A 25,674-nucleotide genomic window follows, 5' to 3' on the forward strand; every position below is an offset into this window, starting at 1 on the left:
TCCGTCGTCGGCATCGTCTAGTGCAGCTCGGGCCAGTAGTCCTTGTTGGCCTCGATGAGCGCGTCGAGAATCTTGCGGGCCTTCTTGGCATCGCCCACCAGACGATTGAGGGTCAGTGCCTGCAGGGCCTTCTCGTAGGAGCCCTCCATCCACGCCTCAACGGTCAGGCGCTCATAAGCGTACTGGTTCTCCATGAGGCCGCGATAGAAGGTACCGATCTTGCCCACGGCATACGGGTCGGGACCGTTCTTGCCAACGCTCGCAGCGACCTCGACCATGGCATCGTCGGGCATGCCCTCGATGATGCCGTCGTTGCGGACCATCACGATGAACGTCTTGCGGGTGTTGCGGTAGATAGCGGAGGACACCTCGACGATCATGTCGCCATGCGCGTCGTTCTGCACGACCGAGGAACCCTTGGCGGTTCCGGCCTCGGCAACACGGCGGCACTCGGTGAACACGCGCTTCTCGCGGCCGTTCATGACCTCGTCGGAGCGGGTGTAGTTGGGATCGAGGTGCGCCAGCTTGTACTCCGGATACAGGTAGTACTGCAGATAGGTGTTGGGCAGGTACTCGGGGAAGTCCTCGAGCATGTCCTTGACCATGGCGTAGGTGTCGAGCCACGACTGGTCGCGCTGCTCGGCGTCGACGGGAAGGAAGCCGTTCTTCTCGGTGTACTCCTTGACGAGCGGCACGAGGTCGTTGCCCTCCTCGTCGTAAAGGTGCGTAAACCAGCCGAAGTGGTTGAGGCCGAAGTACACGGGCTCGACGTTGGTCATGTCGCGATCAAGCAGGCGGCCGTAGGAGCGCAGCAGGTTGACCGGCTGATCGCAGATGTTGAGGACACGCTTCTCGTCGGGGAAGATACGATCGAGGCCATAGGCCACGATAGCGGCCGGGTTGGTGTAGTTGATGATCCACGCCTCCGGGCTGCGCTCGCGAACATCGTTCACGATCTCGACCATGTCGCGCATGGAGCGCATGCCGTAGGCCATGCCGCCGGGGCCGACCGTCTCCTGGCCGATGATGCCCATGGACAGCGGGATCTTCTCGTCCTTGCTACGCATCTCGTAGCCGCCGGTGCGAATCTGGCACAGGGCGAAGTCGATGTCGGTGTAGGCGACGTCCTTGTCGGTGGTGTAGATGAACTCGACCTCGGGCGCCTCCTCGGCAAACAGGATCTTGCCGAACTCGCCGATGGGCTCCTGGCGCTCCGCGTCGATGTCGTAGAGGCACACGCGATTCAGCGGGAAGATATCGAGATGCTTGGTGAGGGCCTTGAGGATGCCGGGGCACCACGTCGAGCCGCCGCCGATGAGAACGATATTGAGCTTGTCTTTCATGAGAACTTCTCCCCTCACAAGGGTTGCAGTGCGTCCCAAGCGGGAACGGTGCGACTCCGCGGCTGCCGTTCTTCGTCCCCCTTCGGTGTCTCCATTGTGCATGCACGGATGTCGGCATGAGCGTCTGAGCTGCGCAAACGGGCGTGCGACACGCGTTTTGCGCCGCAACACACATCTGTGTCGCGCAACACATGGGGTATTGCGCCGTTAACGAACAAGATATGACCGCTTACGGACACCCTGCTGCGGCCCCATGCGGAATCATGGGATATTTGCTTGTTCGTGTAGCAAGTAGAAAGGTGTCGCGACCGTGCAGGACTCGTTCTACAACCACGTTAAGTCGGGAGAGAAGAACCTCAACGATCTCGAGGGCAAGATCTTGCGCTACATCGTCTCGCTGCGCGGCGACATCGAGCAGGCGACCTCGAAGGGCATCGCGGCGCATTTCTACGTTGCGCCCAACACCATCGTGCGCCTGGCGCATAAACTCGGGTTTACAGGCTTCACCGAGCTCAAGCATTCGTACCTGCTCTCGCTCGAACGCAACCGCTACACCATCGAGACCATCCCGCTCGACCTGCAGATCATCCAGACCAAGGACCTCGTGCACGACATCACGATCAACAAGGTCGTCGACGCCATCGAGCACGCAGGGCACATCGTGTTCTTCTGCTCAGGGTTTTCGAAATACCCCTGCCTCGAGATGGCTGAGAAGCTCAAGATCATGGGCAAAAACACCGATACGCTCAGCGAGCGCCATGTCATGCGCCACTACGCGGAGCTGCTCGGCCCCGACGACCTCGTGTTCAGCGTGTCGATCAGCGGCGAGACCGAGGTGTCGATCGACGCGACCTCCATCGCCAAGAGCCGTGGCAGCAAGATCGTCACCATGACGGGTATCTCTAAGAACTCGCTGTCCAAGCTCGCCGATATCCCGCTGTTTACCGTCGAGAAGCAGGTCCGTTTCGGCAACATGGACCTCGACAGCCGCCTGATGTTCCACTACGTGTTCGAGATGATCTTCGAGCGCTTCTTCGAACGCACGCAGCAGGCGGAGATGGAGTCCTGAGACAGGCAGCGTGGTTACCCGCCACGTCGAACCTATGGGTTTGGACTGTATGCGCCCCGCCAAACGGTCCAAACCCGTAGGTTCGTCCGCCATGTTGCCGTCATCGTCTCTTCGGCAGCGCAAAAGGCCGGCGGCCCCGGATTGTTCCAGGGCCGCCGGCCTATCGTGTTAGGCAAGCTGTCTGCCTGCGACGCTACTCGCCGTCCGGCACCTCGTAGGTCGGGGCCGGGCCCGTGGCGTCCTGCGCCACGAAGAACTTGCCGTCGGCATCGACGTCGACCGTGATCTGGTCGCCCTCGCGCACGCGGCCATCGATGATGGCCTCGGCAATGGTGTCCACGACCTCCGTCTGGATGAGGCGCTTCAGCGGACGGGCGCCGAAGACCGGGTCGAGACCGCCCACAGCGAGCATCTGCTTGGCCGCCGGCGCGATATCGAGCGTCATGCGTTCCTTGGCCAGGCGCGCGCGGACGTCGGCGAGCTGGATGTCGACGATCTTCTCGATCTGGGCCATGCCGAGCGGATGGAACACGACGATGTCGTCGATACGGTTCAGGAACTCGGGCCTGAACGTGGCACGCATGGCCTCGTCGACCTCGCGCTTCATGGCCTCGTCGTCCTTGCCGGAGAGCTCCGCGATGGCGTTCGAGCCCACGTTCGACGTCATGATGATGATCGTGTTCTTGAAGCTCACCACGCGGCCCTGACCGTCGGTCAGACGGCCGTCGTCGAGCACCTGCAGCAGGATGTTGAACACATCGGGGTGCGCCTTCTCCATCTCGTCGAGCAGGATGACGCTGTACGGACGACGGCGCACGGCCTCGGTGAGCTGGCCGCCCTCGTCGTAGCCCACGTATCCCGGAGGCGCGCCGATCAGGCGCTGGACGCTGAACTTCTCCATGTACTCGGACATGTCGATGCGCACGAGCGCGCGCTCGTCGTCGAACAGGCACGTGGCGAGCGCCTTGGCGAGCTCGGTCTTGCCCACGCCGGTGGGACCCAGGAAGAAGAAGCTGCCGATGGGCTTGTCGGGATCCGCCAAGCCGGCACGGCTGCGGCGCACGGCCGCGGCGACGGCGCGCACGGCCTCGTCCTGGCCGATGACGCGCTTGTGCAGCTCGCCCTCCAGGTCGCGGAGCTTCTCGATCTCGCCCTGCATCATCTTGGACACCGGCACGCCGGTCCACGCGGAGACGACTTCGGCGATCTCGTCGGAGGTCACCTGCTCCTGCAGGCCACCCTCGGTCTTCTGGGCCTCGATCTCGGCCTCGCCGTCGCGCACCTGCTGCTCGAGTCCGGGGATGATCGAGAAGCGCAGCTCCGAGGCGCGAGCGAGGTCGCCGTCGCGCGTGGCGCGCTCCTCCTCGCTCTTGGCCTGGTCGAGCTGGGCCTTCAGATCCTGCACGCGGTCGATGGCGTTCTTCTGGTTGAGCCAGCCGGCCTTCTGCACGTTCAGCTTCTCCTGGACCTCGGCGATCTCCTGGCGCAGGGTCTCCAGGCGCTCGGCGGAGGCGTCGTCGGTCTCCTTCATGAGCGCCTGCTCCTCGATCTGCATCTGGGTGAGCTTACGCTGGGTCTGGTCGATCTCCACCGGCATGGAGTCGAGCTCCATACGCAGGCGGGACGCGGCCTCGTCCACCAGGTCGATGGCCTTGTCGGGCAGGAAGCGGTCGGCGATGTAGCGGTCGGACAGGTCCGCTGCCGCCACGAGCGCGCCGTCGGTGATGTGCACACCGTGGTAGATCTCGTACTTCTCCTTCAGGCCACGCAGGATCGAGATGGTGTCCTCAACGGAGGGCTCGCCCACCATGACCGTCTGGAAACGACGGGCCAGGGCGGCGTCCTTCTCGATGTACTTGCGGTACTCGTCGAGCGTGGTGGCGCCGATGGCGTGCAGGTCGCCGCGGGCAAGCGCCGGCTTCAGGATGTTGCCGGCGTCCATGGAGCCCTCGGTGGCGCCTGCGCCAACGATGGTGTGCAGCTCGTCGATGAACAGGATGACGCGGCCGTCGGACTTCTCGACTTCCTTCAGCACGGCCTTCAGGCGGTCCTCGAACTCACCACGGTACTTGGCACCGGCCACAAGGGCGCTCATGTCGAGCTCGATGAGGTCGCGGTCCTTCAGCGTGGAGGGTACGTCACCGGCCACGATACGCTGGGCGATGCCCTCGACGATGGCGGTCTTGCCCACACCGGGCTCACCGATGAGCACGGGGTTGTTCTTGGTGCGGCGGGACAGCACCTGGATGGTACGGCGGATCTCGTCGGTACGGCCGATGACTGGGTCGAGCTTGCCGGCGCGCGCAAGGTCGCAGATGTTGCGGCCATACTGCTCGAGCGCCTCGAACTGCGTCTTGTCCTCGGCGGTCTTGACGCGGTCGTCGCCGCGGAGCTCCTGGTAGACCTCCTCGATGCGCTCGGGCGTAACGCCAGCCGCCTTGAGGACCTGGCCCGCGGCGCCCTTGTCTTCGGCCAGCGCCATGAGCAGATGCTCGGTCACCACGAAGTTATCCTGCATCTTGGTGGCGCGCTTCTCGGCGCGCTCAAGCGTACGCACGAGGTCGCGCGACAGGCCCATCTCGGCGCCATCGCCCGAAACCTTCGGCTGGCGCTCGATGGCCTCTGCCGTGGCGCGCGCAAGCTGCGCCGGATCTGCACCGATGCGCTCGATGATGACGGAGATGTTGCGCTCTCCGCCCGTAAGCAGGGCGGAGAGCAGGTGGATGGGCTCCACCGCGCCCGCCTGCGCGTCGCTGGCGATGCCCATGGCCGTCTGCAGGGCCTCGCGCGACGTCACTGCCAGCTTGTCGATTCTCATATACCTCACCTCTCCTGGGGTGCTGCCGCCCTACGGGGCGGCATTCGTCTGTTCGAGAGGTATTGTTACCGATTTTTGCTGCAGCTATACCGAAATCTAAGTCTCCATATATAAGATTTTCTAAGCGCGACAAGATGGGGCCAGGTACAAACTTGTCGGCGACAAGTTTGAACCCGGCCCCATCTTGTCGCTTTTGGTTGCTATGGGAGCGCAAGCGTGAGTTCCACAGCGCCCGGCCCGAGAGCCTCCTCCCAACCCGCGAGGTCATCCACCCGGGCCAAGCGCGTGTAGCTCCACGCGTTCTCACCATAGAAGCACACGATCTGGTCGCCCTGGTACAGAACGATATCGCCGGGAGCAGTCGTGATGCGCTCGTTCTCCGCAGGAAGCGTGAACCCCAAGTCGCCAACTTTCTCGAACCCTGCGTAATCGTCCAAGCCGACCGTCAGCGGCCCGTCTGCGAGCATCTCGGCGAGCCTCGACGACGCCGCGCTGTCTGCGAGCGTCGCCGCGAATGGCGCGCCGTTGACCGTCTCCGTAATCTGCACGGCTTCTCCTTTCGTACCGGCGTTCACCCCAACGTCCACCATGCTCCCGCATGCAACGGCACCCACCGCATCCGGCGGGCCTTCCATCAACGGCGCCCCCGAATCGCGGCATCCGACCAGACCGGATACAACGAGAGCGAGCATCACGGCGAGAGTCCCGCGGACGAGCGCCGACGAGACGGCCCGATGGCGTCTCATCGCCTAGACCAGGTGCTTCGCAAAGAACGCCTGGAGCTTGTCCCACGGGATGGCGTTCTTGCTGCCGCCGTCGTAGAGGTCGGTGTGCACGGCGCCCGGCACGAGCACGAGCTCCTTGTTATCGCCCTTGAGCTGAGCGAACGCATCCTTGCCCATGTAGCAGGAGTGCGCGGCGTCGCCATGGAGCACCATGACGGCGGTCTCGATCTCGTCCGCGTAGGCGAGGATCGGCTGGTTCAGGAAGCTTTGCGTGCCGATGACGTTCCAGCCCTCGTTGGAGTTGAGCGAGCGAGGATGGTAGCCGCGCGGCGTCTTGTAGTAGTCGTGGTAATCGCGGACGTACCATGGCGCGTCCTCGGGCAGCGGGTCGACGACGCCGCCGGCGCGATCATAGATGCCCGCCGCGTAATCGTGCGTCCGCTGATCGGCGAGAGCGCGGCGCTGGGCCTGGCGGGCCTCCGCGCTATCGGCCTCGTCGAAATAGCCCTTCGCGCTGATGCGCGCCATGTCGTACATCGTGACCGCGGCCGTCGCCTTGATGCGCGGATCGAGCGCCGCGGCATTGATCGACAGGCCGCCCCAGCCGCAGATGCCGATGATGCCCACGCGCTCGGGGTCGACATCGTCGCGGCAGGAGAGGTAGTCCACGGCTGCAAGGAAATCCTCGGTGTTGATGTCGGGCGACGCCATGTAGCGCGGCTCCCCGCCCGACTCGCCGGTGAACGACGGGTCGAAGGCGATGGCGAGGAAACCTCGCTCGGCCATGGTCTGGGCGTATAGGCCGGCGCACTGCTCCTTCACGGCGCCGAAGGGCCCGCACACAGCGATAGCGGCGAGCTTCGCGTCTGCCGGCGCGTCCTTCGGCTTGTAGAGATCTGCCGCCAGCGTGATGCCGTAGCGGTTATGGAACGTCACCTTGTTGTGTTCAACGAGCTCCGACTTCGGAAATGTCTTGTCCCATTCCTGCGTAAACGTGAGTTCTACGTTGTGCATATGCGCCCCTTTCTGACGGCCATATTTCCCACCTCTATTGTCAGAGCGCATCAATGCCATTTCAAATACCTATGTTTAATGCCTTTTCATGCAAATATCGTATAGATACTGCCCAGGAAACATAAACCGACAAGTTTGTACCTGGCCCCAACTTGTCGCAAGGATATGCCCCTCCCGTTCGTGTTTATGGTGAAGGGCAGCCGGCAGCTCGAGCACAGAACAACGGCGCACGCATCGATCGGAAAGGACGGCAGAACATGCAGAAGCATACGAAACTCACCGTTTTGGCAACATTGGGAGCCGTGGCGCTGGGAGCGACGCTCATCGGAGCCGTTCCCGCATTGGCCGCAGGCAATGGCAACGGTTATGGGCGCGAGAGCCTACAGGCGGAGCTCAGCCAGACGACCGACATCGGGTCGCGCGGCTGTGCGAGCTTCGTTGACGTGAACGGCGACGGCATCTGCGACAACTACGAATCCGGCGCAGGCAATGGCGCGGGGTACATCGATGCCGACGGCGACGGCATTTGCGACAACTACGGAACCGGCGCAGGGCGCGGCAACGGAGACGGATACGTCGACGCCGACGGCGACGGGGTCTGCGACAACTACGGAACCGGTGCAGGCGGCGGGCATCACGGTCGCCACGGCGGCCGCCATCACGGTGGCGGGCGCGGTCACTGCTAGATCGCACGCGTCCCATACTGCGGCAGGCGCCGCCAAGCGGGTGGAGTGATCGCCTCCGGGACGCGCAACGCGGTCACATAGTACTATCAGGACAGTTTTGCCTTCTGCGGAAGCCTCAATCCGGTCGAATAGTACCGAATGCCCGGCCTGCGCAGCCCAAAGCTGCAGCCAGAAAGACGCATCCTGCGAGCGCAACAGGAAAGGAGCGGCACATGCGCCCAGCCAGCGACATCGAGCAGGCAATCAGCGCATACGGCGACGCCGTCTGGCGCGCATGCCTGCTCTACCTCGCGGAAGCAGATGCAGAAGATGTCTTCCAGGACGTCTTTCTCAAATATGCCCTGCACGACGCTCCGTTCAATAGTTATGCGCACAAAAAGGCATGGCTGCTGCGCGTCGCCATCAACGCCTGCAAGGATGTTCTCAAAAGCGCGCGCAGGCGAAACGAATCGGTCGAGGAACTCGCCGATGCGGGGCGCGAGGGAGAGCTCGGCGCCGGGAGCGACCAGGCGACACTCGGTCTGCACGCGATTCTCGACGCCATGGATGCATTGGGCGACCCGCCGAAAACGCAACTGTACCTGGCTCTTTACGAGGGCTACACCGCACGTGAAATCTCTCAGATGACCGGCATGCCGGAGGGCACCGTGTACTCGTGGATCTCGCGCGGCAAGAAGCAGCTGAGGGAGGCCCTGCAATGACCGACAAGCTTGAGCAGCGGATGCATGAGGCCTTCGACCAGGAGCATATGCCCGCCGGCCTCGCCGAGCGCACGCTCGCGCGGATTGAGGAGGAGCGGCAGGCGGGGGCAGCGAATGGACCGGCGGACAGCCTCCCCCACGCCGAGGAGCCATCGCTTTCCGTCGTCGACGGCAAGACCTCTCGCCGCACCGCGCGCAGGCATCGCCGCACGCCGCTCGTCGCAGCCCTTGCCGCCTGCCTCGTTCTTGTGGCGCTCGGCGTCGGCGGCGTTGCGTGGGCATGGCAGCCCTACGCCTACGTGGCCATCGACGTGAACCCCTCCATAGAGCTGGGCATCAACCGCTTCGACCGCGTGGCGAGCACGCGTTCCTACAACGACGACGGCGCCGAGCTGCTCGAGAAGGCGGACGTCGACGGCATGGTCTACGAGGATGCCATGGACGCGCTGGAGGAGCATCTGCAGGACTATCTCGCCACGGGCGCCGTCGTGCAGATGACCGTGATCTGCGACGACGAGGCGGAAGCAGCGACGCTGGAGACCGTGGGCACGCGCTGCCTCGACGCCTCGGGAGCCGGCCAGGTGCACTGCTCGCATGCAAGCGAGGAGGAGCATCACGCGGCCTCGAGCGCCGGCGTCGGCATCGGCAAGTACCGCGTGTGGCAGCAACTCGCCGACGCGGGCGTCGACATCACGGTGGATGAAGCGGCAAACATGACCATGCGCGAGCTACTCGATATGGCGGGCGAAAATGACGTCAGCGTCTCTGGCCACGAGCAACGTGAGGCCGGGCATCACGGAGAGGGTGCGGTATCGACAAGCAGCGGCACCGCGACGCAGGAAGGCGCGGAGTCAGGTCACCGCCGCGCCCAGAACGGACAGCACGGCGGCCGCCACCACGAGTAGCAGTCGCCGCGCCGCCTGCGCCCGCGTCTGTCCTTTTTCAGGACGGAGATGTTTTGGGACATTAAGCGGGAGCCGAGTCCGCACACTTACGCCTCGGTGATGTCGATGCCGAAGAACTCGTTCGAGAGCTCGGGAAGCGTGCCGTTCTCGCGCAGGGTGACGATGGCGTCGTTCATGGCCGTGAGCAGGCTCGCCGTAGCGGCCTCTTTGCGCAGCGGGAAAGCGACGTGCGTGGGCTCGTCGTTCTCGGCCGCAATCTTGAGATTCGCCTCTGGATGTTGGTTCATGTAGTCGTAGAACACGACCTCGTCGTTGAGCGTCGCGTCGATACGACCGCTCTCGAGCAACTGGATGGTCTGGTTAAAATCGTCCACGCCCGTGTTTGTGGCGCCATGGCTTTCAGCCAAGATGGCATAGCTGGAGCCCAGCGTGTTCGCCGTGGTCTTGCCCGCAAGGTCGTCCATTCTGGCAATGTCGGAATCGGCGGTTGTGATCACCACGATACGGTTGTACGCATACGGCTCGGTGAAGTCGTACTTCTCCTCGCGCTCCTCAGTGACCGACACGCCGTTGGCCATGGTGTCGTAGCGGCCCGAGTCGATGCCCGCGAGCAGGCCGTCCCACTCGCCCTCAGCGAACTCCGCCTCGACGCCGAGCTCTGCCGCGATGGCGCGGGCGACCTCGATGTCGTAGCCGGTGAGGTCGCCGGCCTCGTTATGGAAGGTCCACGGGCTCCACGTGCCCTCGGTGGCGAACACCATGCTGCCGCGGTCCTGGATCTGGGCGAGCAGGTCATCGCCCGCTTCCGACGCACTGCCCGCCGTCGCGTCGCCTGCGCCGCCGCAGCCCGTCAGCCCCAGCGCGGCCGCACCCGCAACCGCCGTCAGGAATCCGCGACGGGAAATCTGCTTGTTCATCATAGTTTCAGTCCTTTCTGGAATGGTTGTCCCTGTGCTGGAGGTCACCGTGCGCGCCAAGCCCGGCGGATCTGCAAAAAGTCGGGGCTTTGGACGGTTTTTTGCGCCCTGGGCGACATTCACGCCTTTTCTACCTGCATGTTTACCAAGGTAGAACGCCTGCTTGTCTGGACCCGGCGCTAAAAACCCGTCCAAAGCCCCGACTTTTTGGCAAGCGGCGGGCGCAGCCGCCCGTACTCGGCCCGTTGCGCCCGCGGGCTCGCCCTCACCGATCGGCGATGGTGTTCAGGAAGGTGCGAACGCGATCGTTAGCGGGATGGTCGAAGAACTCGTGTGCCGGAGCCGAAGCCACCACGGCGCCGTCTTCCATAAAGACCACGCGATCGGCGACGTTTTTCGCGAAAGACATCTCGTGCGTGACCACGAGCATGGTCATGCCGTCTTCTGCCAGCTGGCGCATGGAACCCAGCACCTCGACGGTCAGCTCGGGATCGAGTGCGCTTGTGGGCTCGTCGAAGTAGATGATCTCCGGATCGGTCGCCATAGCGCGGGCGATCGCCACGCGCTGCTGCTGACCACCGGAAAGCTGCGCCGGGTAAGCGTCGGCGCGATCCGCCATGCCGACGCGCGCCAGGCAGCGGCGGGCGATATCCTCAGCCTGCGCTTTCGGCATCTTGCGCGCCACGACCAACCCTTCCGTCACATTGCCCAGCACCGTCCGGTTGCGAAACAGGTTGTAGTTCTGGAACACGAAAGCGGTCCTGCGACGAACCGCCGCCATCTCGCGCTTGGTCGCCCGTGCAAGGTCGTAGCGCTCGCCGCCAAGCTCAAGCACGCCCGCATCCGCGCGCTCAAGGAAGTTCGCGCAGCGCAGCAGCGTCGTCTTGCCGGAGCCCGACGGGCCCAAAATGGCCACGACCTCGCCGCGGCGCACGGTCAGGTCGATGCCGTGCAGCACCTCGGCGCCGCCGAACGTCTTGCGCACGCCCTCAAGGCGCAGCATCTCATCTGCCATCGGCTATCCCCTCTCCATGCCAAACGACGCGAGCCGCTTCTCGCCGATACCCTGCAGCCAGGTGAGTACCGTGGAAAACAGCAGATAGATAGCTGCAACCTCCAGGTACAGCGGCAGCGCCTCGTACGTGCGCGACACGATCTGCTGCGTTGCCATGAGCATCTCGAGCACGGTGATGTTCGCGGCGAGCGAGGTGTCCTTCACGAGCGCGATGAGCTCGTTGGAAAGCGGCGGGAAGGCGGCACGCAACGCCTGCGGCAGCAAAATGCGGCGCATGATCTGCATGTAGCTCATACCCACGCAATAGCCCGCCTCGAGCTGTCCCGCCGGTACCGACTCGAGCGCACCGCGGATGGTCTCGGCCGAATAGGCGCCCGTGTTGATGGAGAACACGATGATGGCGGTCGGGAACGGGTCGAGCACGATGCCGAAATCGGGCAGACCATAGAACACCACGTAGAGCTGGACCAGCAGCGGCGTACCGCGGACGATCCAGATGTAGAAGCGCGCAATCTGCGTGAGCACGGGAACCTTCGCGTACTGAACGAGCGCCACCGCGATAGCGATCACGAGCGCGATGGCGAACGAGATGAGCGCCAGCGGTATCGTTGCGGTCAGACCCGGAATCAGGATCTTCGAAAACGAGTCGAGCAGAATCTCCGCGACGCGGTCACTCATGGGCATCCCCCTTCCCATCGCAGGCGGATGCCTCGCGCGAAACGCATTCGCAGCTCACGCGATGGAGCATGTGGTCGATGGCGTCGATGCCGCGCTGGCTGGCATGCATCTCGTCAAGCAGGCGCTGGCGCTCGCCGAGCAGCACGCGCTTGGTCTCGCGAACGCGGCCCTCCTCGCACGAGCAGCGCGCCTTCGCGGCACGCGCCTCGTCACAGGCGCAATCGCAAAGACAGCGTTCGAGGTCTTCGCTCAAATCACCCATAGCAATCTCCTTTCGAAGCCTATGGTAGATCGTCGCGATACCCATGTAAAAGACCTATATCCTATAGCTAGATATACCTTGCAAGCATGAAAGAAAGGGGACAGGCCCCAAACTTTCATGCAGAAAGAGCCCCTCCAGTCTTTCGCGATCGGAGGGGCTCCCGGCATGTGGCGTGAAAGCTTGGGACCTGTCCCCTAACTTTCATGAGCGGCGCTTCTTGAGGGCAAGCACCACGCCGGCGATAACCGCGATGACCCCGGCTCCTCCCACTGCGGCGATTACGATCAGCGAGCTATCGCCCGTTTGGGGAAGCTGCTCGTGCGCGGGCATGCCATCGGCGCTGACAATGGGGGCGATGACCTCGAAGTATCCTCCGGTGGGAATCGTCAGGTATACCTCGCCGCCGCCAGCGACGGTCTCGTACGTGTAGGTGCGACCATCGTCACCGTACAGGACGACCTCGACCGTCTGGCCATCATAGTCGTGCGTGCGGATGCCGATGCGCGCGCGCATGCCGTCGAAGGTCATGCCCATGACCGTGTCGTCAAGCGGCGTCACGAGCGCGATGGCGACACCGAGGACCGCGCGGTCGCCTTTGCCCAGGCTCGTAACGGGATTCTCGCGTGCGCCGGTAAGCACCAGGCATTCCACGGTAACGCCCGAGGGGACGCCCTCCACCGTGACGCCGGCGCTCGTGTTCTGGTAATCCCAGGCCGCTCCGGTACCGAACACCGCGATGCGACGCGTTGCGGTCACGCTTTCCGCCACGCCCGGGAACGCGCGCGTGGTGGCCGTGATGGTCACGACGCCGTCGGAAACTGCGGTCACCGTGCCATTAGCGTCGACGCGTGCGACCTTGGAATTCGACGAGCTCCACGTCACCGCAACTGCGGAGGCGGCAGGATCGAACACGGGCTTTAGATTCAGCGGGTTGCCCGGAGACGCGTAGGCAACGTCATCGCCAAAGGGATCATCGGGAAGCGCGATCGTGAAATGCTCGATCTTGGGCTTGGTAGCGATGGCCTGGGAGAACGTCTCTGTCGCCTTGGCGAGGGAGTCCGTCGCGGCATCGACGTCGTTTTGCGTGAGCGATGTCAGCTCTGCGGTTGCGACGGTTTTGGCCGCAGCGCGCGCGGCGTTGAACGCGTCGCCCTGTTCCGTTGTTGCCCACCGGGCGCCGGGAGCGACGTCGAAGATGTCCTCGGCGATGGTCACGCCGTTGTCCGCATCAGCAGCTGCGGCGCGTGCTTTCTCAAGGTCAGCGCGGGAAACCTGGGCGACTTTCACGGTGTCCTCGAACGCAGTGCGGGCTATGGCAAGCGCATCCGCCGTGGTGTCGACGGCGTTCTGGCTGGCATCCTTTGCGTCGAGCATTGTCTTCGCCTCGGCGAGGGCTGCCTTGAGCGCATCGTGATGTTCGGGGGCTGTCCAGGCGGAGCCGTGCTTTACATCACGGCCGTCCTTCGAGGCGGCGGTTTCTGCGAGGGCCTTGTCCGCCGCCGCAGCGTCACTCAGGGCCGTGCGGTCGACATGCACCATCTTGATGGCAGCGGCGAGCTTCTCATGCAGGTCTTTGACCTCGCTGCGTGCGGCAGAAATGCCGTCGAGCGTGAGGTCTTCGGCCTCGAGCCTTGCCGCGAGCGCATCCAGCTCGGACGCGAGCGTCGCAGCGTCGTCCGCCGGTAGATAGACCGTCGCATCAGGCGCGTCTGCCAGCTCATCCTCGTCGAGAACGATCGTCTCGTCCAGTTGCGCGCGCAGCTCTTCCAGCTCAGCCATTGCCGCGGCGAGCTCCTCCTCGAGCTTGGCGTCGAGATCCGCACCGGGCTCCTCTTCAGGCTGCTCCTCTTCGAACTGCTCCTCGGGATTCTCTTCGGGGGTCTTCCCCGGCTCGGCTTCGTCACCCTCGCGGGGCTCCGGACCAGGCTCTTCCTCAAGCTCCTGTTCCGCCGGCTCCGCGGGTTCGGAGGCAACCGCACCGATGACCTCGTAGCGCCCGTTAGCCGTTCCCGTCGGCACGCCGCTCAGCGTGAGGCGCGCGCCGTCCCAGCGCACTTCCACCAGAGCACCCGCCGGGGATCCGTCCGCGCCGGCGACTACGGTGGCGCTCAGCGTCACCGGCTCATCGCCTTCCGCATAGAACACGATGGCCACGGTGTCGCCAACGGCGGCATCGCCCGCGGGGAACAACAGGTTGGCACTGACGGGATCGGTCGAATCGTCGCCTTCCGCAGCCGGATAGGCGAGCTGGCCCACAAAAGTCACGGCCTGGCCTTCCACGAGCTCCGTCGTCCGGGCCTCCTCAACCGGCAGCACACTTGCCTGGGGTACGAGGTCGCCCAACGGCCCGACGATCCAACCGGACCCGTCGACATCCACAGCGCTCACGGCATCGGTCGTATCGTCGGCGGGCGCGGCCTCATCTTCCGCATCCGGCGGCAGGGTTTCTTCGGTAGCAGCCGCCTCCTCATCCGCCGCAGCGGACTCAAGCTCGACGACCGCCGCTTCGGGCGCGTCGTCGGCATATGCAAGGGAGGGAATCGGACTCACCGCAATCAGCGCAATAGTCAGCAGCATGGCGGGGAAGTTCGCAACGGGCATCCTCTTCATGGCTCAACCCTCCTCCCGTGCGTTTGTGGCGTCGATTCATCGGTCGGCAGGCTATTGCTCTTATTGCCGCGCCGTTGCGCAAAAAAGCCCTGCGTCCAGCACGATTCGCTGAACGCAGGGCTTCCGTCGGCAGCCGGCATGCCAATCGCTGTATTTGATGGCAGCGCGCCCCAAACCACGCGTCGGGAACGCAGCGGCGCCGCGTTCCCGACGAGCTATACCGCCCGTTTGCGATTTTTGAACACGCCGAAGATGATGGCCGTGCACACGGCCTCGGCTGCCGCAAAGGCAACGACCAGCAGAAACGCTTGCTGGGTTCCCGTCGCCGTGGCTGCCGCCATGTGCGAGGGGTCGGCAGCCTGGGCGCTCGCCACGACAGTCGACACGAACACCGTGCCGATTGCGCCCGCCAGCTGCTGCATCGTGTTGATGATGGCGTTGCCGTCGGCGTTTTGGCCGGAAGCCAGATGCGCGAGACCGTTCGTCATGTTGCTGGGCAAATTTGCGCCTTTGCCCAGCGAGTACAGCACGAAGAGGCAGATGATGAGCGGCTCGGTGAGCGTTGGCGCAAGCCAGAAAAACAGCAACGTAGATGCGAGCGTGACCACGCAGCCCGTGATGATCGAGACCCCTGCGCCGAGCCGATCGTAGATGATGCCCGACAGCGGCGCCTGCACGGCACCCGCGAGCGCCCCCGGCACAAGCAGGCACCCCGCGGTAAACGCACCGATTCCAAGCGAGAGCTGGGCGAAGTTGGGAATGAGAAACGCCAGTCCGAGCGTGCAGAACTGCGCGAGCAGAATCCCGAGCGCCGAGAGGGCGAACACCGGGTCGCGCAGCACGCGCACGTTCAACAGGGCATCGGGCTGGGAAAGCGACCGTTTGCAGAACAGCGCGATCGCAACGGCGGCCACGGCGAACAGCCCGAGCACGAGAGGACTCGTCCATCCGGCCGAGGAAGCGCTATTGGCCGCGAAGATAAAGCAGGCAAAGCCGATGGCAAGCACGATAAGGCCGCAGATGTCGAGCGACGAGGGCTCGGGCCTCGCCTCCTGCCGAATGCACGCGGCCCCCATAACGAACGACACGAGAACGAGCGGCACGAGCGCCCAGAACACCGCGCGCCATCCCGCCGCACCCACGAGGAAACCGCCGAGCGACGGCCCGATGGCAGGCGCCGTCGAGGTGATGAAGTTGGCGATGCCGATCATGAGGCCCATGCTTTTGCGGGGCACCTGCTCCAAAATGATATTGAACATGAGGGGCAGCGCCACGCCCGTGCCCACGCCCTGCACCAGGCGACCGGCAAGAAGCACCGGGAAGGCCGGGGCGAGCGCCGCCGCCAGCGTGCCTGCCAAGAAGCACGAGGCGCCCACGATGAACAGCGTGCGCATGGTGAAACGGCGCCGCAGGTACGATGACGTCGGGATGATGATGGACAGCACGAGCAGGTAGCCCGTGGTGATCCACTGCACCACCGCCGTGCTGATGCCGAACTCGCCCATGAGCGTGGGGAACGTCACGTTCATGGAGCTTTCCACCACCACGCCGGAAAATGACATGATGCCCGCCGCAATCACCGATGCAACGACGCGCGGCGTTAGCTTTTGTTTGCTCTCCACGCTCTACTCACCCGCGATTCCGGCTTCCGCCGCGCGCCGGGCGAGGCGTTCGTTCTGCCAGTTCGTAAGGTCCGCCGCCGCCGTCACCTCGAGCAAGCGCATGACCGTGCGCACCGTCACCTCGATATCGCCTTCCGTCACGCCCGCGTCGCCCAGCAGCTGCGCGGTGTGCTCGTAGACCTCTTCGTACCAGATGCGGTGCGTGGCAAGACCGTGCTCGGTGAGCTCGACCAGCACCTCGCGTCCGTCCGTAGGGCTGGGAATTTTGCGCAGATACCCGTTTCGCTCAAGGTCGCACACCGCGCGCGTGATGCTCGGACGCGTGGTGCCCATGTCCTCGGCGATGTCGCTCACGCGGACCGCACGGCGGCAGGCGGGGTCTTCCTCGGCGCATCCTCCCAGCTCATAAAGGGTGTCGAGCACGCGGGTCCTGCCGTTGGTGAGATCGGGCGGCAAGTCTGGCATCAAGCCGTCGATGCGGCGCGCGCGGCGCAGCGTATCCATAAGGACCTTGAATGAACGCTCTTTCATGGCGATGCCCCCTGCGATCTGCTCTGTGCTCGATTTTAGTTGCCATTGATAATTACCTTGAGTAATTATAGGCACGTGCTTTCGTATTTCAAGGGACATCTTGAGGATATGAGGCGGGTCAATCGCCTGTGCTACGGGCGGCGATATCCTTCACGCGCTCGAACTGGCGCATGATGTAATCGTAGTTCTCCCGGCGATGCGGCACGGTGCAGGCGGAGCAATCCTTGATGTCGCCCGCCTCGCCCACGTAGCGGAAGTTGCCGCCGCAATCGGGGCCCAGGCAGTACAGCGGGCAATAGCAGAACAGGCAGTTGAGGTCTTCTGCCGGCATATCGTGGCAGGGGTAGAACTCGCATGCCGTGTGGTTGAAGAACTTGTAGTGCTCGCCGCCCTGACGCCCCATACGTACCTCGCAGGTTCGAATGATCCACCATTGCCGACATCGTACCAAAGCAGATAGCCCGGCAAGATGCGATGTGAGCACTCAAACGTTTTTGTCCACGCGCGATGATAGGCTTCTATTCAACGGAAGACCTGCAGGCAACAGCGGTAGGAGGCTGCAATGGTACGTGACGGTATGAACTATCGAGAAGCAGTCGAGGCCATCAAGGGCGCAATTCTCCAAGCGCAATATGCTGCAGCCAAGAGCGTCAATGCTCAGCAGCTACAGCTCTACTTTGCCGTCGGGGGCTACCTGTCTCATCAAAGCGAAATACAAGCGTGGGGCAGTGGTGCCATTGACACCATCAGCGAAATGCTCCAGAAAGATCTACCCGGTCTCCGCGGTTTTTCTGGAAGAAATCTAAGGCTTATGCGAACCTTCTACCGAGAATGGAGCCCCTACCTCATCCCCACTCCCAATTTGGAACTTGCGAATTCCGAATTACCAAACGAGCGGACTCCCATAATCTGGAATTTGCAACTTCCGAATTCAAGCGGATGCTCTTTCGATGACTTCTTTTCAATCGGGTTTACCCACCACCGTTGGATCATCACGCACGCAAAGACCCTTGAAGAGCGCTTGTTTTACGTTCACAAATGCGCTGCCGAACACCTGAGCGTGACCGCCCTCAAGCGCTCTATCAGAGCGGATGATTTCCACCGCCAAGGCGCGGCGCCCAACAACTTTCTTTCAGCCCTGTCCAAAAGCCAACAGGCGCTCCGCGCCATCGCCACCTTCAAAGACGAATATCTGCTTGACTTCATCAACGTTGAGGAACTGGGCGTACGCGACACCGAGGATGTCGACGAGCGCGTATTGGAGCAGGGCATCGTTCAAAACATCAAGCAATTCATCATGACGTTCGGCAAGGGCTTCTCGTTCGTGGGCAACCAATTCCACCTCGACGCGTTTGGCGTTGGCCAATACGTCGACTTGCTGTTTTTCAATCGCGACCTCAATTGTCTCGTAGCGGTCGAGCTCAAAAACGGCCCGTTTAAAACAGCCTACCTCGGGCAACTTTCCGGATACCTGAGGGTACTTGACGACTTTGAACGTCGCGAGCACGAAAACCCTTCAATCGGCCTCGTGCTCTGCAAAGATATGAATACTGCGTTCGTCGACTATATGATCCGGGACTACACCATGCCGATGGGCGTCGCCACATACAAAACCTCCAAGGACATGTCGCACGAGCTTCTGGATGCCCTGCCCCCAATCGATGCCCTCAAAGCGTTGCTGGAAGGAGACACCTAAGCAAGGCGCAAAAGCCGCCGAGCCTCAGCCTCTGCGAGAAGAAGCTCGGCGCCCCAACAGCACGTTGGCGAAAACCCAGTTCGGGCTCAAGCGCGCCGCGCCGCTACGCTTGCGGGTACTGACTGTCGTCGACCGGCTCGAGCCACTCGTTGGAGGTGTCCTCGCCGGGCGCCTCAAAGGCGATGTGGCTGAACCACGAGTCGCACGCGGCGCCATGCCAGTGCTTGACGCCGGCGGGAATCACCACGACAGTGCCGGGCGTAAGCTCCTGCGGGTCCTTTCCCCACTCCTGGTACCAGCCGCGACCGTCGGTGCAGACGAGGATCTGGCCGCCGCCCTTGCTGGCGTGGTGGATGTGCCAGTTGTTGCGGCAGCCGGGCTCGAAGGTGACGTTGGACATGCCGATGCCGGCCTCCGCCGGATTGGTCAGCGGGTTGAGATACGAGTTGCCGATGAAGTACTGCGCATAGGCGTCGTTGGGGTTGCCCATGCCGAACATGGGGGTGAAGTCGTTGGTTGCCATGGTTTCCTCCTTTGGCTTGGCGAGCCGGCGGCACTGGAGTCCCAGCTCGCATGGTTTATTAGCTGATTCGTGCTATGCCATCGTCATGACCAGCATGAGGATGGGCACGATGGCAAACGACGCGAGCGTCGACACGATGGTCCCGCGCGCCGGGATATCGCCGTTCTGTCCGTAGGTCGCCGCGATAGGACCGGCCATCGAGCCGGTCGGCATGGCGAGCAGCACGATGAAGACGCCGAGGGCGAGGTCGCTCGGCACGATAGGCGCGAGCACGAGATAGGCGATGAGCGGCGCAATGAGGAAGCGAATGAGCGTGAAACCCCACAGGCGCCCCTCGGTAAGCACGCTTCTCAGGTCGGCATCGGCGATGGAGAGACCCACGAGCATCATCGCGAGCGGCGCGGTGATGCCGCCGGTCATATTCGCCGCCTGCATGATGGGCATCGGAACGGGGATGTTCGCGAAGAACACGACCATCGCGATGAGACTCACGACGAGCGGCACGTTGAGCATGTTCTTGAGAACGGTGCGCGCGGTTTCTGCCAACGGGGTGCGGCGCGCCGCGGCATCGCCCGTAGCGCCGCTCGTCAACGCGGCGATGCCGAGGCTGTACAGAAACACGTTCGAGATCGCGATGAAGATCGACCCCAGGAACACCGACGCACCGCCGAAAACGGAATCGAGCACCGCGAAGCCGATGAAGCCCGTGTTGGTGAGCACGCCTTGGAACAGGTAGAGGCCGCGATGCTCCGCCGGCACGCGCAGCACCGCCACGGCGACGGCCGCGGCAACGAGCATCACGAAGAATATCGCCACGCCGAGGATGATCGACCAGGTGATGGCGTCGCCGCCCGTTGACGGGTCGACCTCCCCCACCGAGGCCAACACGGTGCACGGCAGGGTGATGTTGAAGATGAGATTCGAGATCTTGGGGCGGATGTCGGCGGTAAGGTAGCCCGCCTGCGCGGCGATGTAGCCCAAGATCGTGACGATGATAAGCGAGAACATGCTGCCCAGCACGCTTGCGATATCGACCACGGCGACCGTCCCTTCCTGCCTACGCGCGCGCCGCCGCGGCGTTATCGATGCAGGTCAGGGCGTTCAGACTGCGCGGGTAGCCGATGTAGGGCAGCATCTGCGAGACCACGCGGTACAGGAAATCGCGGTCGCGACCCAAGTTGAGGTTCGCGCCGGCATGCGCCGTGGCTTGCGGCTCGCAGCCGCCCTGGGCCGCGATGTAGCAGAAGGTGATCATCTCGCGATCGAGGTCAGAAAGGCCGCTGCGGGTGTAGTAGTCACCGAAGCAGTTGGCAGCGAGCCAGCGGTTGATGTGCTCGCGCTCCGCCGGGCCGTTCGCCCAGCTCTCGCGCATGCCCTCGCCGAAGTACTCGATCTGCTTCCGATTACCCGCCGCTTGGCGCGTCTCGAGCGTAGTCGTCTGCTGCCCGGGCAGGGGCAGCTCGACGCCGCGGGAGGTCAGGACCTCGTTTGCCGCAGCGATAAACGGGCGCACGCGACCGATGCCCAGGTACGCGGTCGCTTGATAGACGACCTCCTTAAGCTCGACGGGCGTCACGCCGGCGTCGAGCGCCTCGGACGCCATCACGCGGAACTCGTCGACGCCTTGGCAGCCCAGCAAGGCGGCGAGGATCGCCAGGTAGCGCTCGCGCATCGGAAGCTCAGCCGCGGGGTCGGTCGGCACCTGCTCGCCCGCGAAGTACGCAAAGCGCTCAGCGAACTCCGGATCGGTCTTCTCAAACTCTTTCATCTTCAAACTCCTTCCGTGAAAGTTTGGGGCCTGTCCCCAAACTTGCAAATCTTGTCAGCCAGAAGCGACAAGTTTGTACCTGGCACCATCTTGTCGCTACTTCACGTTGGGATCGGTCGTGCCGGCGAGGGCCTTCTCGCCCGGGCGGGCAAGGGGTCCTACGAGCTCGTGGGCGACGTAGGGCTCCTCCAAGTAGGCGACCTCGTCGGCCGCCAGCTCCACGTCGAGCGCCGCCACGGCATCGTCCACGCGCTCGAGGCGCGAGCAGCCCACGATGGGCGACTCCACACCGCGGGCCCAGTGCCAGGCAAGCGCGATCTGCGCCATCGGCACGCCGTGGCGCTCGGCGACCTCGGCCACGCGGCCCACAATCCGCATGTCGTTGTCGCGCGCCGCATCGTACTTGTTGCGCATCGTGGCGTCGGTCGTAGAGCGGCAGGACTCGGAATCCCAAGTGGGCCGGCACAGGTGGCCGGACGCCATCGGCGAATACGGCGTGAGCGCCATATCGAACTGGCGACACACGGGAATCATCTCGCGCTCATCCTCGCGGTAGAGCAGGTTGTAGTGGCACTGCATGCTCGTGAACGGCGTCCAGCCGTTCTGCTGCGCCACGACCTGCATGTTGTGCAGCTGGTAGGCGTACATTTCGCTCGCGCCGAGGGCACGGACCTTGCCAGTGCGCACAAGGCCATCGAGGGCCTCCATGGTCTCCTCGATCGGCGTGCCATAATCGAAGCGATGGATGATGTAGAGGTCGAGGTAGTCGGTCCCCAGGCGCTTGAGTGTGCCGTCAATCTCGCGGTTGATGGCCTCGCGCGAGAGCTTGCCCTCGTTGAAGTACACCTTGCTGGCGAGCACCACCTGATCGCGAGCGACACCCAGGTCGCGCAGGGCGGCACCGATGTACTCCTCGCTCGTACCGAACGCATAGCAATTCGCCGTGTCGATGAAGTTGATGCCCAAGTCGAGCGCGCGTTTGATGACCGCGCGCGTGTCGTCGGGCCCGATGGTCCACTGGTGGAAGTCGGGCGACGGCCTGCCGAAGCTCATACCGCCCAAACAGAGCTTCGAGATCTTGATGCCGGAATGGCCAAGCGTCGTGTACTGCATGGCGTTTCCTCCTTTGCGCGAGCTCGTCTCTACCGCCCCGCCTCTATGACAACGTCGTAACTGCCGGCAAGCGCGCGAAGCTGGGTAAGCGAGCTCTCGATATGCCCGATGGTGAACTGATCGCCGTAGCGCTGTGAGTTCTCCTCGTCGTCGAAAAACACTGCGAGCCAGCCACTGGCGGGGTTGTAGTTGACGTCGCCGTTTGTCCAGCCACGATGAATGCGGGCGAAATCGACAGGCAGCTCGAGCGGAGCGGCCCCGCAGATGCCAACAGACGAGGCGCTCATGGGGATGACCATAGGCAGCCGCGTGAAGAGCGCATGGGCAGCCGCGCTATCGTTGAGCTGGGCGGAAATCGCCACATCGCCAAAATGCATCACGATGGGCCGCATGCGCCGTTCCTCCTCCCCCGTAATTGCCTAGCTTTAGTTTCTGCCCGCGAGAAGAGGAATACAATTACTTATACTGTATATCGTGATATAAGGTTTTATAATGCTTTGGAGGAGGCTGTGGAGCTTCGCGCCTTACGCTACTACCTCGCCGTTTGCGAATACGGAACCATGTCGCGCGCCGCCGAAGCGCTGCACGTGACCCAACCCGCTTTGTCGCGGCAGATCGCCCAGCTTGAGCGCGAGCTGGGCTGCGAGCTGTTCGAGCGCCATAGCCGCAGCGTCACTCCCACCGAACAGGGGCTTTATCTGCGGCGGCGCGCCCAGGAGATCGTTGGGCTCGCCGACCAGACCGCTGCCGACTTCTCGCACGACGAAGGCATCGTTGCGGGCGATATACACATCGGCGCCGGCGAGAGCGTTGCCATGCGGCAAATCGCCCGACAGGTCGCCCGGTTTCGCGGGCGCCATCCCCACGTGCGCTTCCATCTGCACAGCGCCATCGCGACCGATCTGGTCGAGCGGCTCGAACACGGGCTCGACGACCTTGTGGTCCTCATGTCGCATCCCGACAACGACCGGTACGAACACCTGCGCCTGCAGCCCACCGATGCCTGGGGCGTCATCATGAGGGAGAACGACCCGCTGGCGGCACAGGAGCTCATCGGTCCCGCCGACCTCGCCGACGCCCCGCTCATCATGCCCGAGCGCTCGTGGAGCGATGAGGGGCCGATCGGCCCCCTAGGCATGTGGTTCGGCGAGCACGGAGGCGAACTTGACGTCATCGCGACATATAACCTCTCCTTCAACGCAGCGATGCTCGTGCAGGAGGGCGCCGGCAGGATGATCTCGCTCGAAGGCCTTACCGCAACAGGAGGCAACACGGGCTTGGAGTTCCGCCTGCTCTATCCGCCCGCGGTCTCGATCATCGACGTCGTCTGGAAACGCAACGCCCCGCGCTCGCGCGCCGTCCAGCTCTTCCTGGAACAGCTCCAAGCCTAACTGAGCCGGCAAGATTGAACCCGGCCCCAACTTGTCGCATCAGAGCTCTGTAAGCCTTTCCGCGCATCGAAGGCTGCCCCGGTACACTAAGCGCAGGAAAGGAGACCCATGAGTGCTGTCGTCGTCTTTCGCTCACAGACCGGTTCGGCCAGAATGTATGCGCAATGGCTGGCCGAATCACTCACGTGCGCGATCGCTCCGGTGGAAAACATCGACGAGGCCGCCCACGAGGCCGATCTCGTCATCCTCAGCGGCTGGTTCCACGCCGCCTCCCTCAAGGGCTCCAAGGAGTTCAAGGCGTACATGGCGAAACACCCCGAAAAGCACTATGCGGTCATAGCCGTCGGTGCAACGCCCATGCCTAGCAAGGACTGGCCCGCAGCCGAGCACGAAGAGGCGTTTCGCCGCTCGTTTCCCGCAGAGCAATACCCCGATCTTCCATGGTGCTATTGCCGTGGCAGGTTCTTCTTCGACCAGCTGAATGCACTCGACAAGATTGCCATGCGCGTGTACTTCCGCATGCTCGAAAGCGCTGCTCGCAAGGGCTCGAAGCGCGATTCCGCGGCACTTGAAGGAATGCGGCGCGGCTTCGACGCCTGCGACCGCAGCTACCTGGAGCCGCTACTTGACGAACTGCGCGCACGCAGATGGATCGACTAGGGCGGACTGCCTTAACGTCGAAACGACAAGATTGAACCCGGCCCCAACTTGTCGCTCCCTGCTACAGCGATGCGCCGAGCTCGTACGCCGCACGCGGATACTTCGACGCCCGCGTCATGCCCGGCGTGCCGCAGCCGTAGCCGAGAACCATGCCGCAATCGGTCATATCCAGGTAGCGGGCGATGGTCCTGTAGTGAGCGACGAGCGCCTCGAAGGTCCAGTCGTCGGCATTCCAGGCAGCCGTGAGCAGCGCCGCCTTGAGATGCCGCCCCGTAATGGCGGAGTTCTCCGAGCAGAAGCGATCGATGACCGCCTTGAGCTGCGCCGTCATGCCGTAATAGTACAAAGGCGTCGCAAACACGACCATATCGGCGGCAAGGACCTTGTCCAGAATCGCCCCCATGCCGTCATGCTGCACGCACGGACGCGCTCCATAACCGCAGGCCTCGCAGCCTGCGCATGGACGCACGCCCTCATGGGCCACATCGATGCGCTCCACGGCGTGCCCCACCGCCCGCGCGCCACGCGCGAACTCCTCAACCAAGATCGCCGTCGACCCGCTCTCGTTCGGACTTCCCTGCAGCACGATGATGTTCATATCCTTCTCCCCCTCGACGAATTACGGAGCTGCCCGATGCCCTGCAATGACTTCAGGCCGATCCCACACAGCAGCGCATGCAGGGGCGACGCACAGGCACTCGCGTAAGAGCCAGCATCGCGACCAACGGCGCGAACAGCACGACGGCGATCACGGCCAGCACGACGGCAAGCGCCCAATGCCAGCCGCGTCCGTTCATCTTGAAGATATCCATCGGTGCCTCCTTTTCCTGCTTCGTCCTATCGCTCGCGAGATCCCCCTGGACCAAAAGCTACGAGAGCCCGAGGCCATCCACCCAGGCCGTCGCATCGGCCGCTGGCGCGCCGCCAGAGAAGCGGGCGCCCTCCACCCATTCGCCCGTGCCGGCAAGCTCGGCCAATAGCTCGCCGGAGCGGCCGAAGCCCGACGAGGCGGAGGTGCAGAACGGCACGACGGTCTTGCCGGAGAAGTCATTGTTTGCCACAAAGGTGCGCAGCGGCCACGCCGCCTCTCCCCACCAGATGGGGTAGCCCAGACACACCGTGTCGTACGTTTCGAACGCGTCGGGCGTGACTCGCGCGAGCTCGGGCTGCGTGCCTTCAGCGCGTTCGACGCTCGTGCGGCTTGCATCGTCGCTGTAGTTCAGATCGGCATCCGTGTAGGCCTGCGCGGGCGTGATGGCGAACACATCGGCACCGGTGTGCTCGGCAATTGCCGTGGCGATGCCCTCCGTATTGCCCGTGGCCGAGAAATACGCCACGAGCGTGGAGCCGGTGCCGGTCGCCGGCGCATCGGCGGAAGCCGAACCGGCAGCCGGGCCCTCGGAGGCACCCTGGGCAGAACCTGCGGTGGTGGACCCATCGTCCTGTGCGACACCCTCCGTGCTCTCCGGTCCGCACGCCGTGAGCCCCATGCTCAAGGGGGCAAGCAGCGCCACCGCACCGAGCCCGCTCACGAATCCACGCCGCGAAATCGCCGCCTCCACACCGGCCGCCCCGATATGCTTATTCTGGCTGATCTTCATGGTCAATCCTTTCGTAATCCGCAACA

27 protein-coding genes are annotated in these 25,674 nt (G+C 63.6%); 7 read left to right on the forward strand and 20 right to left on the reverse strand.

Annotated features, from left to right (window positions below):
• Positions 1 to 17: 17 nt before the first annotated feature.
• The gene (locus H6A16_RS07920; protein WP_204617925.1) at positions 18 to 1,343 is read right to left on the reverse strand and encodes a 6-phospho-alpha-glucosidase; all 1,326 of its coding nucleotides are present in this window, start codon (positions 1,341 to 1,343) and stop codon (positions 18 to 20) included.
• Between the two features lie 310 nt (positions 1,344 to 1,653).
• On the opposite strand from H6A16_RS07920, the gene H6A16_RS11015 reads away from it, so the two are divergent.
• Complete coding sequence (locus H6A16_RS11015) at positions 1,654 to 2,412, forward strand: MurR/RpiR family transcriptional regulator (protein WP_204617927.1); 759 nt, start codon at positions 1,654 to 1,656, stop codon at positions 2,410 to 2,412.
• 193 nt (positions 2,413 to 2,605) lie between these two features.
• On the opposite strand, the gene clpB is transcribed toward H6A16_RS11015, so the two are convergent.
• The 3 genes from clpB to H6A16_RS07940 form a co-directional block, all read right to left on the reverse strand.
• Positions 2,606 to 5,230, reverse strand: a complete 2,625-nt coding sequence (clpB, locus tag H6A16_RS07930; protein ID WP_204617929.1) for an ATP-dependent chaperone ClpB — start codon at positions 5,228 to 5,230, stop codon at positions 2,606 to 2,608.
• A gap of 200 nt (positions 5,231 to 5,430) precedes the next feature.
• Complete coding sequence (locus H6A16_RS07935) at positions 5,431 to 5,778, reverse strand: cyclophilin-like fold protein (RefSeq protein WP_204617931.1); 348 nt, start codon at positions 5,776 to 5,778, stop codon at positions 5,431 to 5,433.
• Positions 5,779 to 5,979: 201 nt separating this feature from the next.
• On the reverse strand, positions 5,980 to 6,969 hold the full coding sequence (locus tag H6A16_RS07940) for an alpha/beta hydrolase (protein ID WP_204617933.1): 990 nt from the start codon (positions 6,967 to 6,969) through the stop codon (positions 5,980 to 5,982).
• A gap of 257 nt (positions 6,970 to 7,226) precedes the next feature.
• Between H6A16_RS07940 and H6A16_RS07945 the strand changes: the two genes are divergently transcribed.
• From H6A16_RS07945 to H6A16_RS07955, 3 genes are all read left to right on the forward strand, one after another.
• Entirely contained in the window at positions 7,227 to 7,655 is a 429-nt protein-coding gene (locus H6A16_RS07945; protein ID WP_204617935.1) for a hypothetical protein, read from the forward strand.
• Between the two features lie 212 nt (positions 7,656 to 7,867).
• A complete protein-coding gene (locus H6A16_RS07950; protein ID WP_204617937.1) occupies positions 7,868 to 8,356 on the forward strand; it encodes an RNA polymerase sigma factor in 489 nt (162 codons plus the stop codon).
• A complete protein-coding gene (locus H6A16_RS07955) occupies positions 8,353 to 9,261 on the forward strand; it encodes an anti-sigma-I factor RsgI family protein (protein ID WP_204617939.1) in 909 nt (302 codons plus the stop codon). The genes H6A16_RS07950 and H6A16_RS07955 overlap by 4 nt, the downstream gene beginning before the upstream one ends.
• Positions 9,262 to 9,347: 86 nt before the next feature.
• On the opposite strand, the gene H6A16_RS07960 is transcribed toward H6A16_RS07955, so the two are convergent.
• The 8 genes from H6A16_RS07960 to H6A16_RS07995 form a co-directional block, all read right to left on the reverse strand.
• Positions 9,348 to 10,181, reverse strand: coding sequence for a transporter substrate-binding domain-containing protein (locus tag H6A16_RS07960; protein ID WP_204617941.1), 834 nt, complete (start codon positions 10,179 to 10,181; stop codon positions 9,348 to 9,350).
• Between the two features lie 262 nt (positions 10,182 to 10,443).
• A complete protein-coding gene (locus H6A16_RS07965) occupies positions 10,444 to 11,193 on the reverse strand; it encodes an amino acid ABC transporter ATP-binding protein (protein WP_239458286.1) in 750 nt (249 codons plus the stop codon).
• 3 nt (positions 11,194 to 11,196) lie between these two features.
• Positions 11,197 to 11,871: an amino acid ABC transporter permease gene (locus H6A16_RS07970; RefSeq protein WP_204617944.1), complete on the reverse strand. Its 675-nt coding sequence runs from the start codon at positions 11,869 to 11,871 to the stop codon at positions 11,197 to 11,199.
• A complete protein-coding gene (locus H6A16_RS07975) occupies positions 11,864 to 12,133 on the reverse strand; it encodes a hypothetical protein (RefSeq protein ID WP_204617946.1) in 270 nt (89 codons plus the stop codon). The genes H6A16_RS07970 and H6A16_RS07975 overlap by 8 nt, the downstream gene beginning before the upstream one ends.
• 201 nt (positions 12,134 to 12,334) lie before the next feature.
• A complete protein-coding gene (locus H6A16_RS07980; RefSeq protein WP_204617948.1) occupies positions 12,335 to 14,743 on the reverse strand; it encodes an Ig-like domain-containing protein in 2,409 nt (802 codons plus the stop codon).
• A gap of 215 nt (positions 14,744 to 14,958) precedes the next feature.
• Positions 14,959 to 16,365 (reverse strand): DHA2 family efflux MFS transporter permease subunit, encoded by a 1,407-nt coding sequence (locus tag H6A16_RS07985; protein ID WP_204617951.1) that lies wholly within the window; start codon positions 16,363 to 16,365, stop codon positions 14,959 to 14,961.
• Between the two features lie 3 nt (positions 16,366 to 16,368).
• The gene (locus H6A16_RS07990; RefSeq protein WP_239458287.1) at positions 16,369 to 16,896 is read right to left on the reverse strand and encodes a MarR family winged helix-turn-helix transcriptional regulator; all 528 of its coding nucleotides are present in this window, start codon (positions 16,894 to 16,896) and stop codon (positions 16,369 to 16,371) included.
• A gap of 118 nt (positions 16,897 to 17,014) precedes the next feature.
• Positions 17,015 to 17,299: a cysteine-rich small domain-containing protein gene (locus tag H6A16_RS07995; RefSeq protein WP_204560903.1), complete on the reverse strand. Its 285-nt coding sequence runs from the start codon at positions 17,297 to 17,299 to the stop codon at positions 17,015 to 17,017.
• Positions 17,300 to 17,458: 159 nt separating this feature from the next.
• Between H6A16_RS07995 and H6A16_RS08000 the strand changes: the two genes are divergently transcribed.
• Positions 17,459 to 18,592 (forward strand): PDDEXK nuclease domain-containing protein, encoded by a 1,134-nt coding sequence (locus H6A16_RS08000; RefSeq protein WP_204617953.1) that lies wholly within the window; start codon positions 17,459 to 17,461, stop codon positions 18,590 to 18,592.
• A gap of 103 nt (positions 18,593 to 18,695) precedes the next feature.
• On the opposite strand, the gene H6A16_RS08005 is transcribed toward H6A16_RS08000, so the two are convergent.
• The 5 genes from H6A16_RS08005 to H6A16_RS08025 all read right to left on the reverse strand — a co-directional run bounded on the left by H6A16_RS08005 (position 18,696) and on the right by H6A16_RS08025 (position 22,388).
• Positions 18,696 to 19,115: a cupin domain-containing protein gene (locus tag H6A16_RS08005; protein WP_204617956.1), complete on the reverse strand. Its 420-nt coding sequence runs from the start codon at positions 19,113 to 19,115 to the stop codon at positions 18,696 to 18,698.
• Positions 19,116 to 19,187: 72 nt separating this feature from the next.
• A complete protein-coding gene (locus H6A16_RS08010) occupies positions 19,188 to 20,153 on the reverse strand; it encodes an AEC family transporter (protein ID WP_204617958.1) in 966 nt (321 codons plus the stop codon).
• 19 nt (positions 20,154 to 20,172) lie between these two features.
• Positions 20,173 to 20,883, reverse strand: a complete 711-nt coding sequence (locus H6A16_RS08015) for a carboxymuconolactone decarboxylase family protein (protein ID WP_204617960.1) — start codon at positions 20,881 to 20,883, stop codon at positions 20,173 to 20,175.
• Positions 20,884 to 20,979: 96 nt separating this feature from the next.
• The gene (locus H6A16_RS08020; RefSeq protein ID WP_204617962.1) at positions 20,980 to 21,996 is read right to left on the reverse strand and encodes an aldo/keto reductase; all 1,017 of its coding nucleotides are present in this window, start codon (positions 21,994 to 21,996) and stop codon (positions 20,980 to 20,982) included.
• Positions 21,997 to 22,025: 29 nt separating this feature from the next.
• Positions 22,026 to 22,388 (reverse strand): cyclophilin-like fold protein, encoded by a 363-nt coding sequence (locus H6A16_RS08025; RefSeq protein WP_204617964.1) that lies wholly within the window; start codon positions 22,386 to 22,388, stop codon positions 22,026 to 22,028.
• 117 nt (positions 22,389 to 22,505) lie between these two features.
• Between H6A16_RS08025 and H6A16_RS08030 the strand changes: the two genes are divergently transcribed.
• Together H6A16_RS08030 and H6A16_RS08035 are read left to right on the forward strand one after the other, a co-directional pair.
• Positions 22,506 to 23,387, forward strand: a complete 882-nt coding sequence (locus H6A16_RS08030; protein WP_204617967.1) for a LysR substrate-binding domain-containing protein — start codon at positions 22,506 to 22,508, stop codon at positions 23,385 to 23,387.
• Positions 23,388 to 23,495: 108 nt separating this feature from the next.
• The gene (locus H6A16_RS08035; protein WP_204617968.1) at positions 23,496 to 24,047 is read left to right on the forward strand and encodes a flavodoxin domain-containing protein; all 552 of its coding nucleotides are present in this window, start codon (positions 23,496 to 23,498) and stop codon (positions 24,045 to 24,047) included.
• Positions 24,048 to 24,108: 61 nt separating this feature from the next.
• Here H6A16_RS08035 and H6A16_RS08040 read toward each other — a convergent pair whose 3' ends face one another.
• The 3 genes from H6A16_RS08040 to H6A16_RS08050 are packed head-to-tail and all read right to left on the reverse strand — an operon-like array spanning position 24,109 to position 25,648.
• Positions 24,109 to 24,645 (reverse strand): flavodoxin family protein, encoded by a 537-nt coding sequence (locus tag H6A16_RS08040; RefSeq protein ID WP_204617970.1) that lies wholly within the window; start codon positions 24,643 to 24,645, stop codon positions 24,109 to 24,111.
• A 52-nt stretch (positions 24,646 to 24,697) separates the two neighbouring features.
• The gene (locus tag H6A16_RS08045) at positions 24,698 to 24,859 is read right to left on the reverse strand and encodes a hypothetical protein (protein WP_204617972.1); all 162 of its coding nucleotides are present in this window, start codon (positions 24,857 to 24,859) and stop codon (positions 24,698 to 24,700) included.
• 57 nt (positions 24,860 to 24,916) lie between these two features.
• Entirely contained in the window at positions 24,917 to 25,648 is a 732-nt protein-coding gene (locus tag H6A16_RS08050) for a flavodoxin (protein ID WP_204617974.1), read from the reverse strand.
• Between the last annotated feature and the right edge of the window lie 26 nt (positions 25,649 to 25,674).

This window comes from Collinsella tanakaei (assembly GCF_016900375.1).
GTDB lineage: Bacteria > Actinomycetota > Coriobacteriia > Coriobacteriales > Coriobacteriaceae > Collinsella.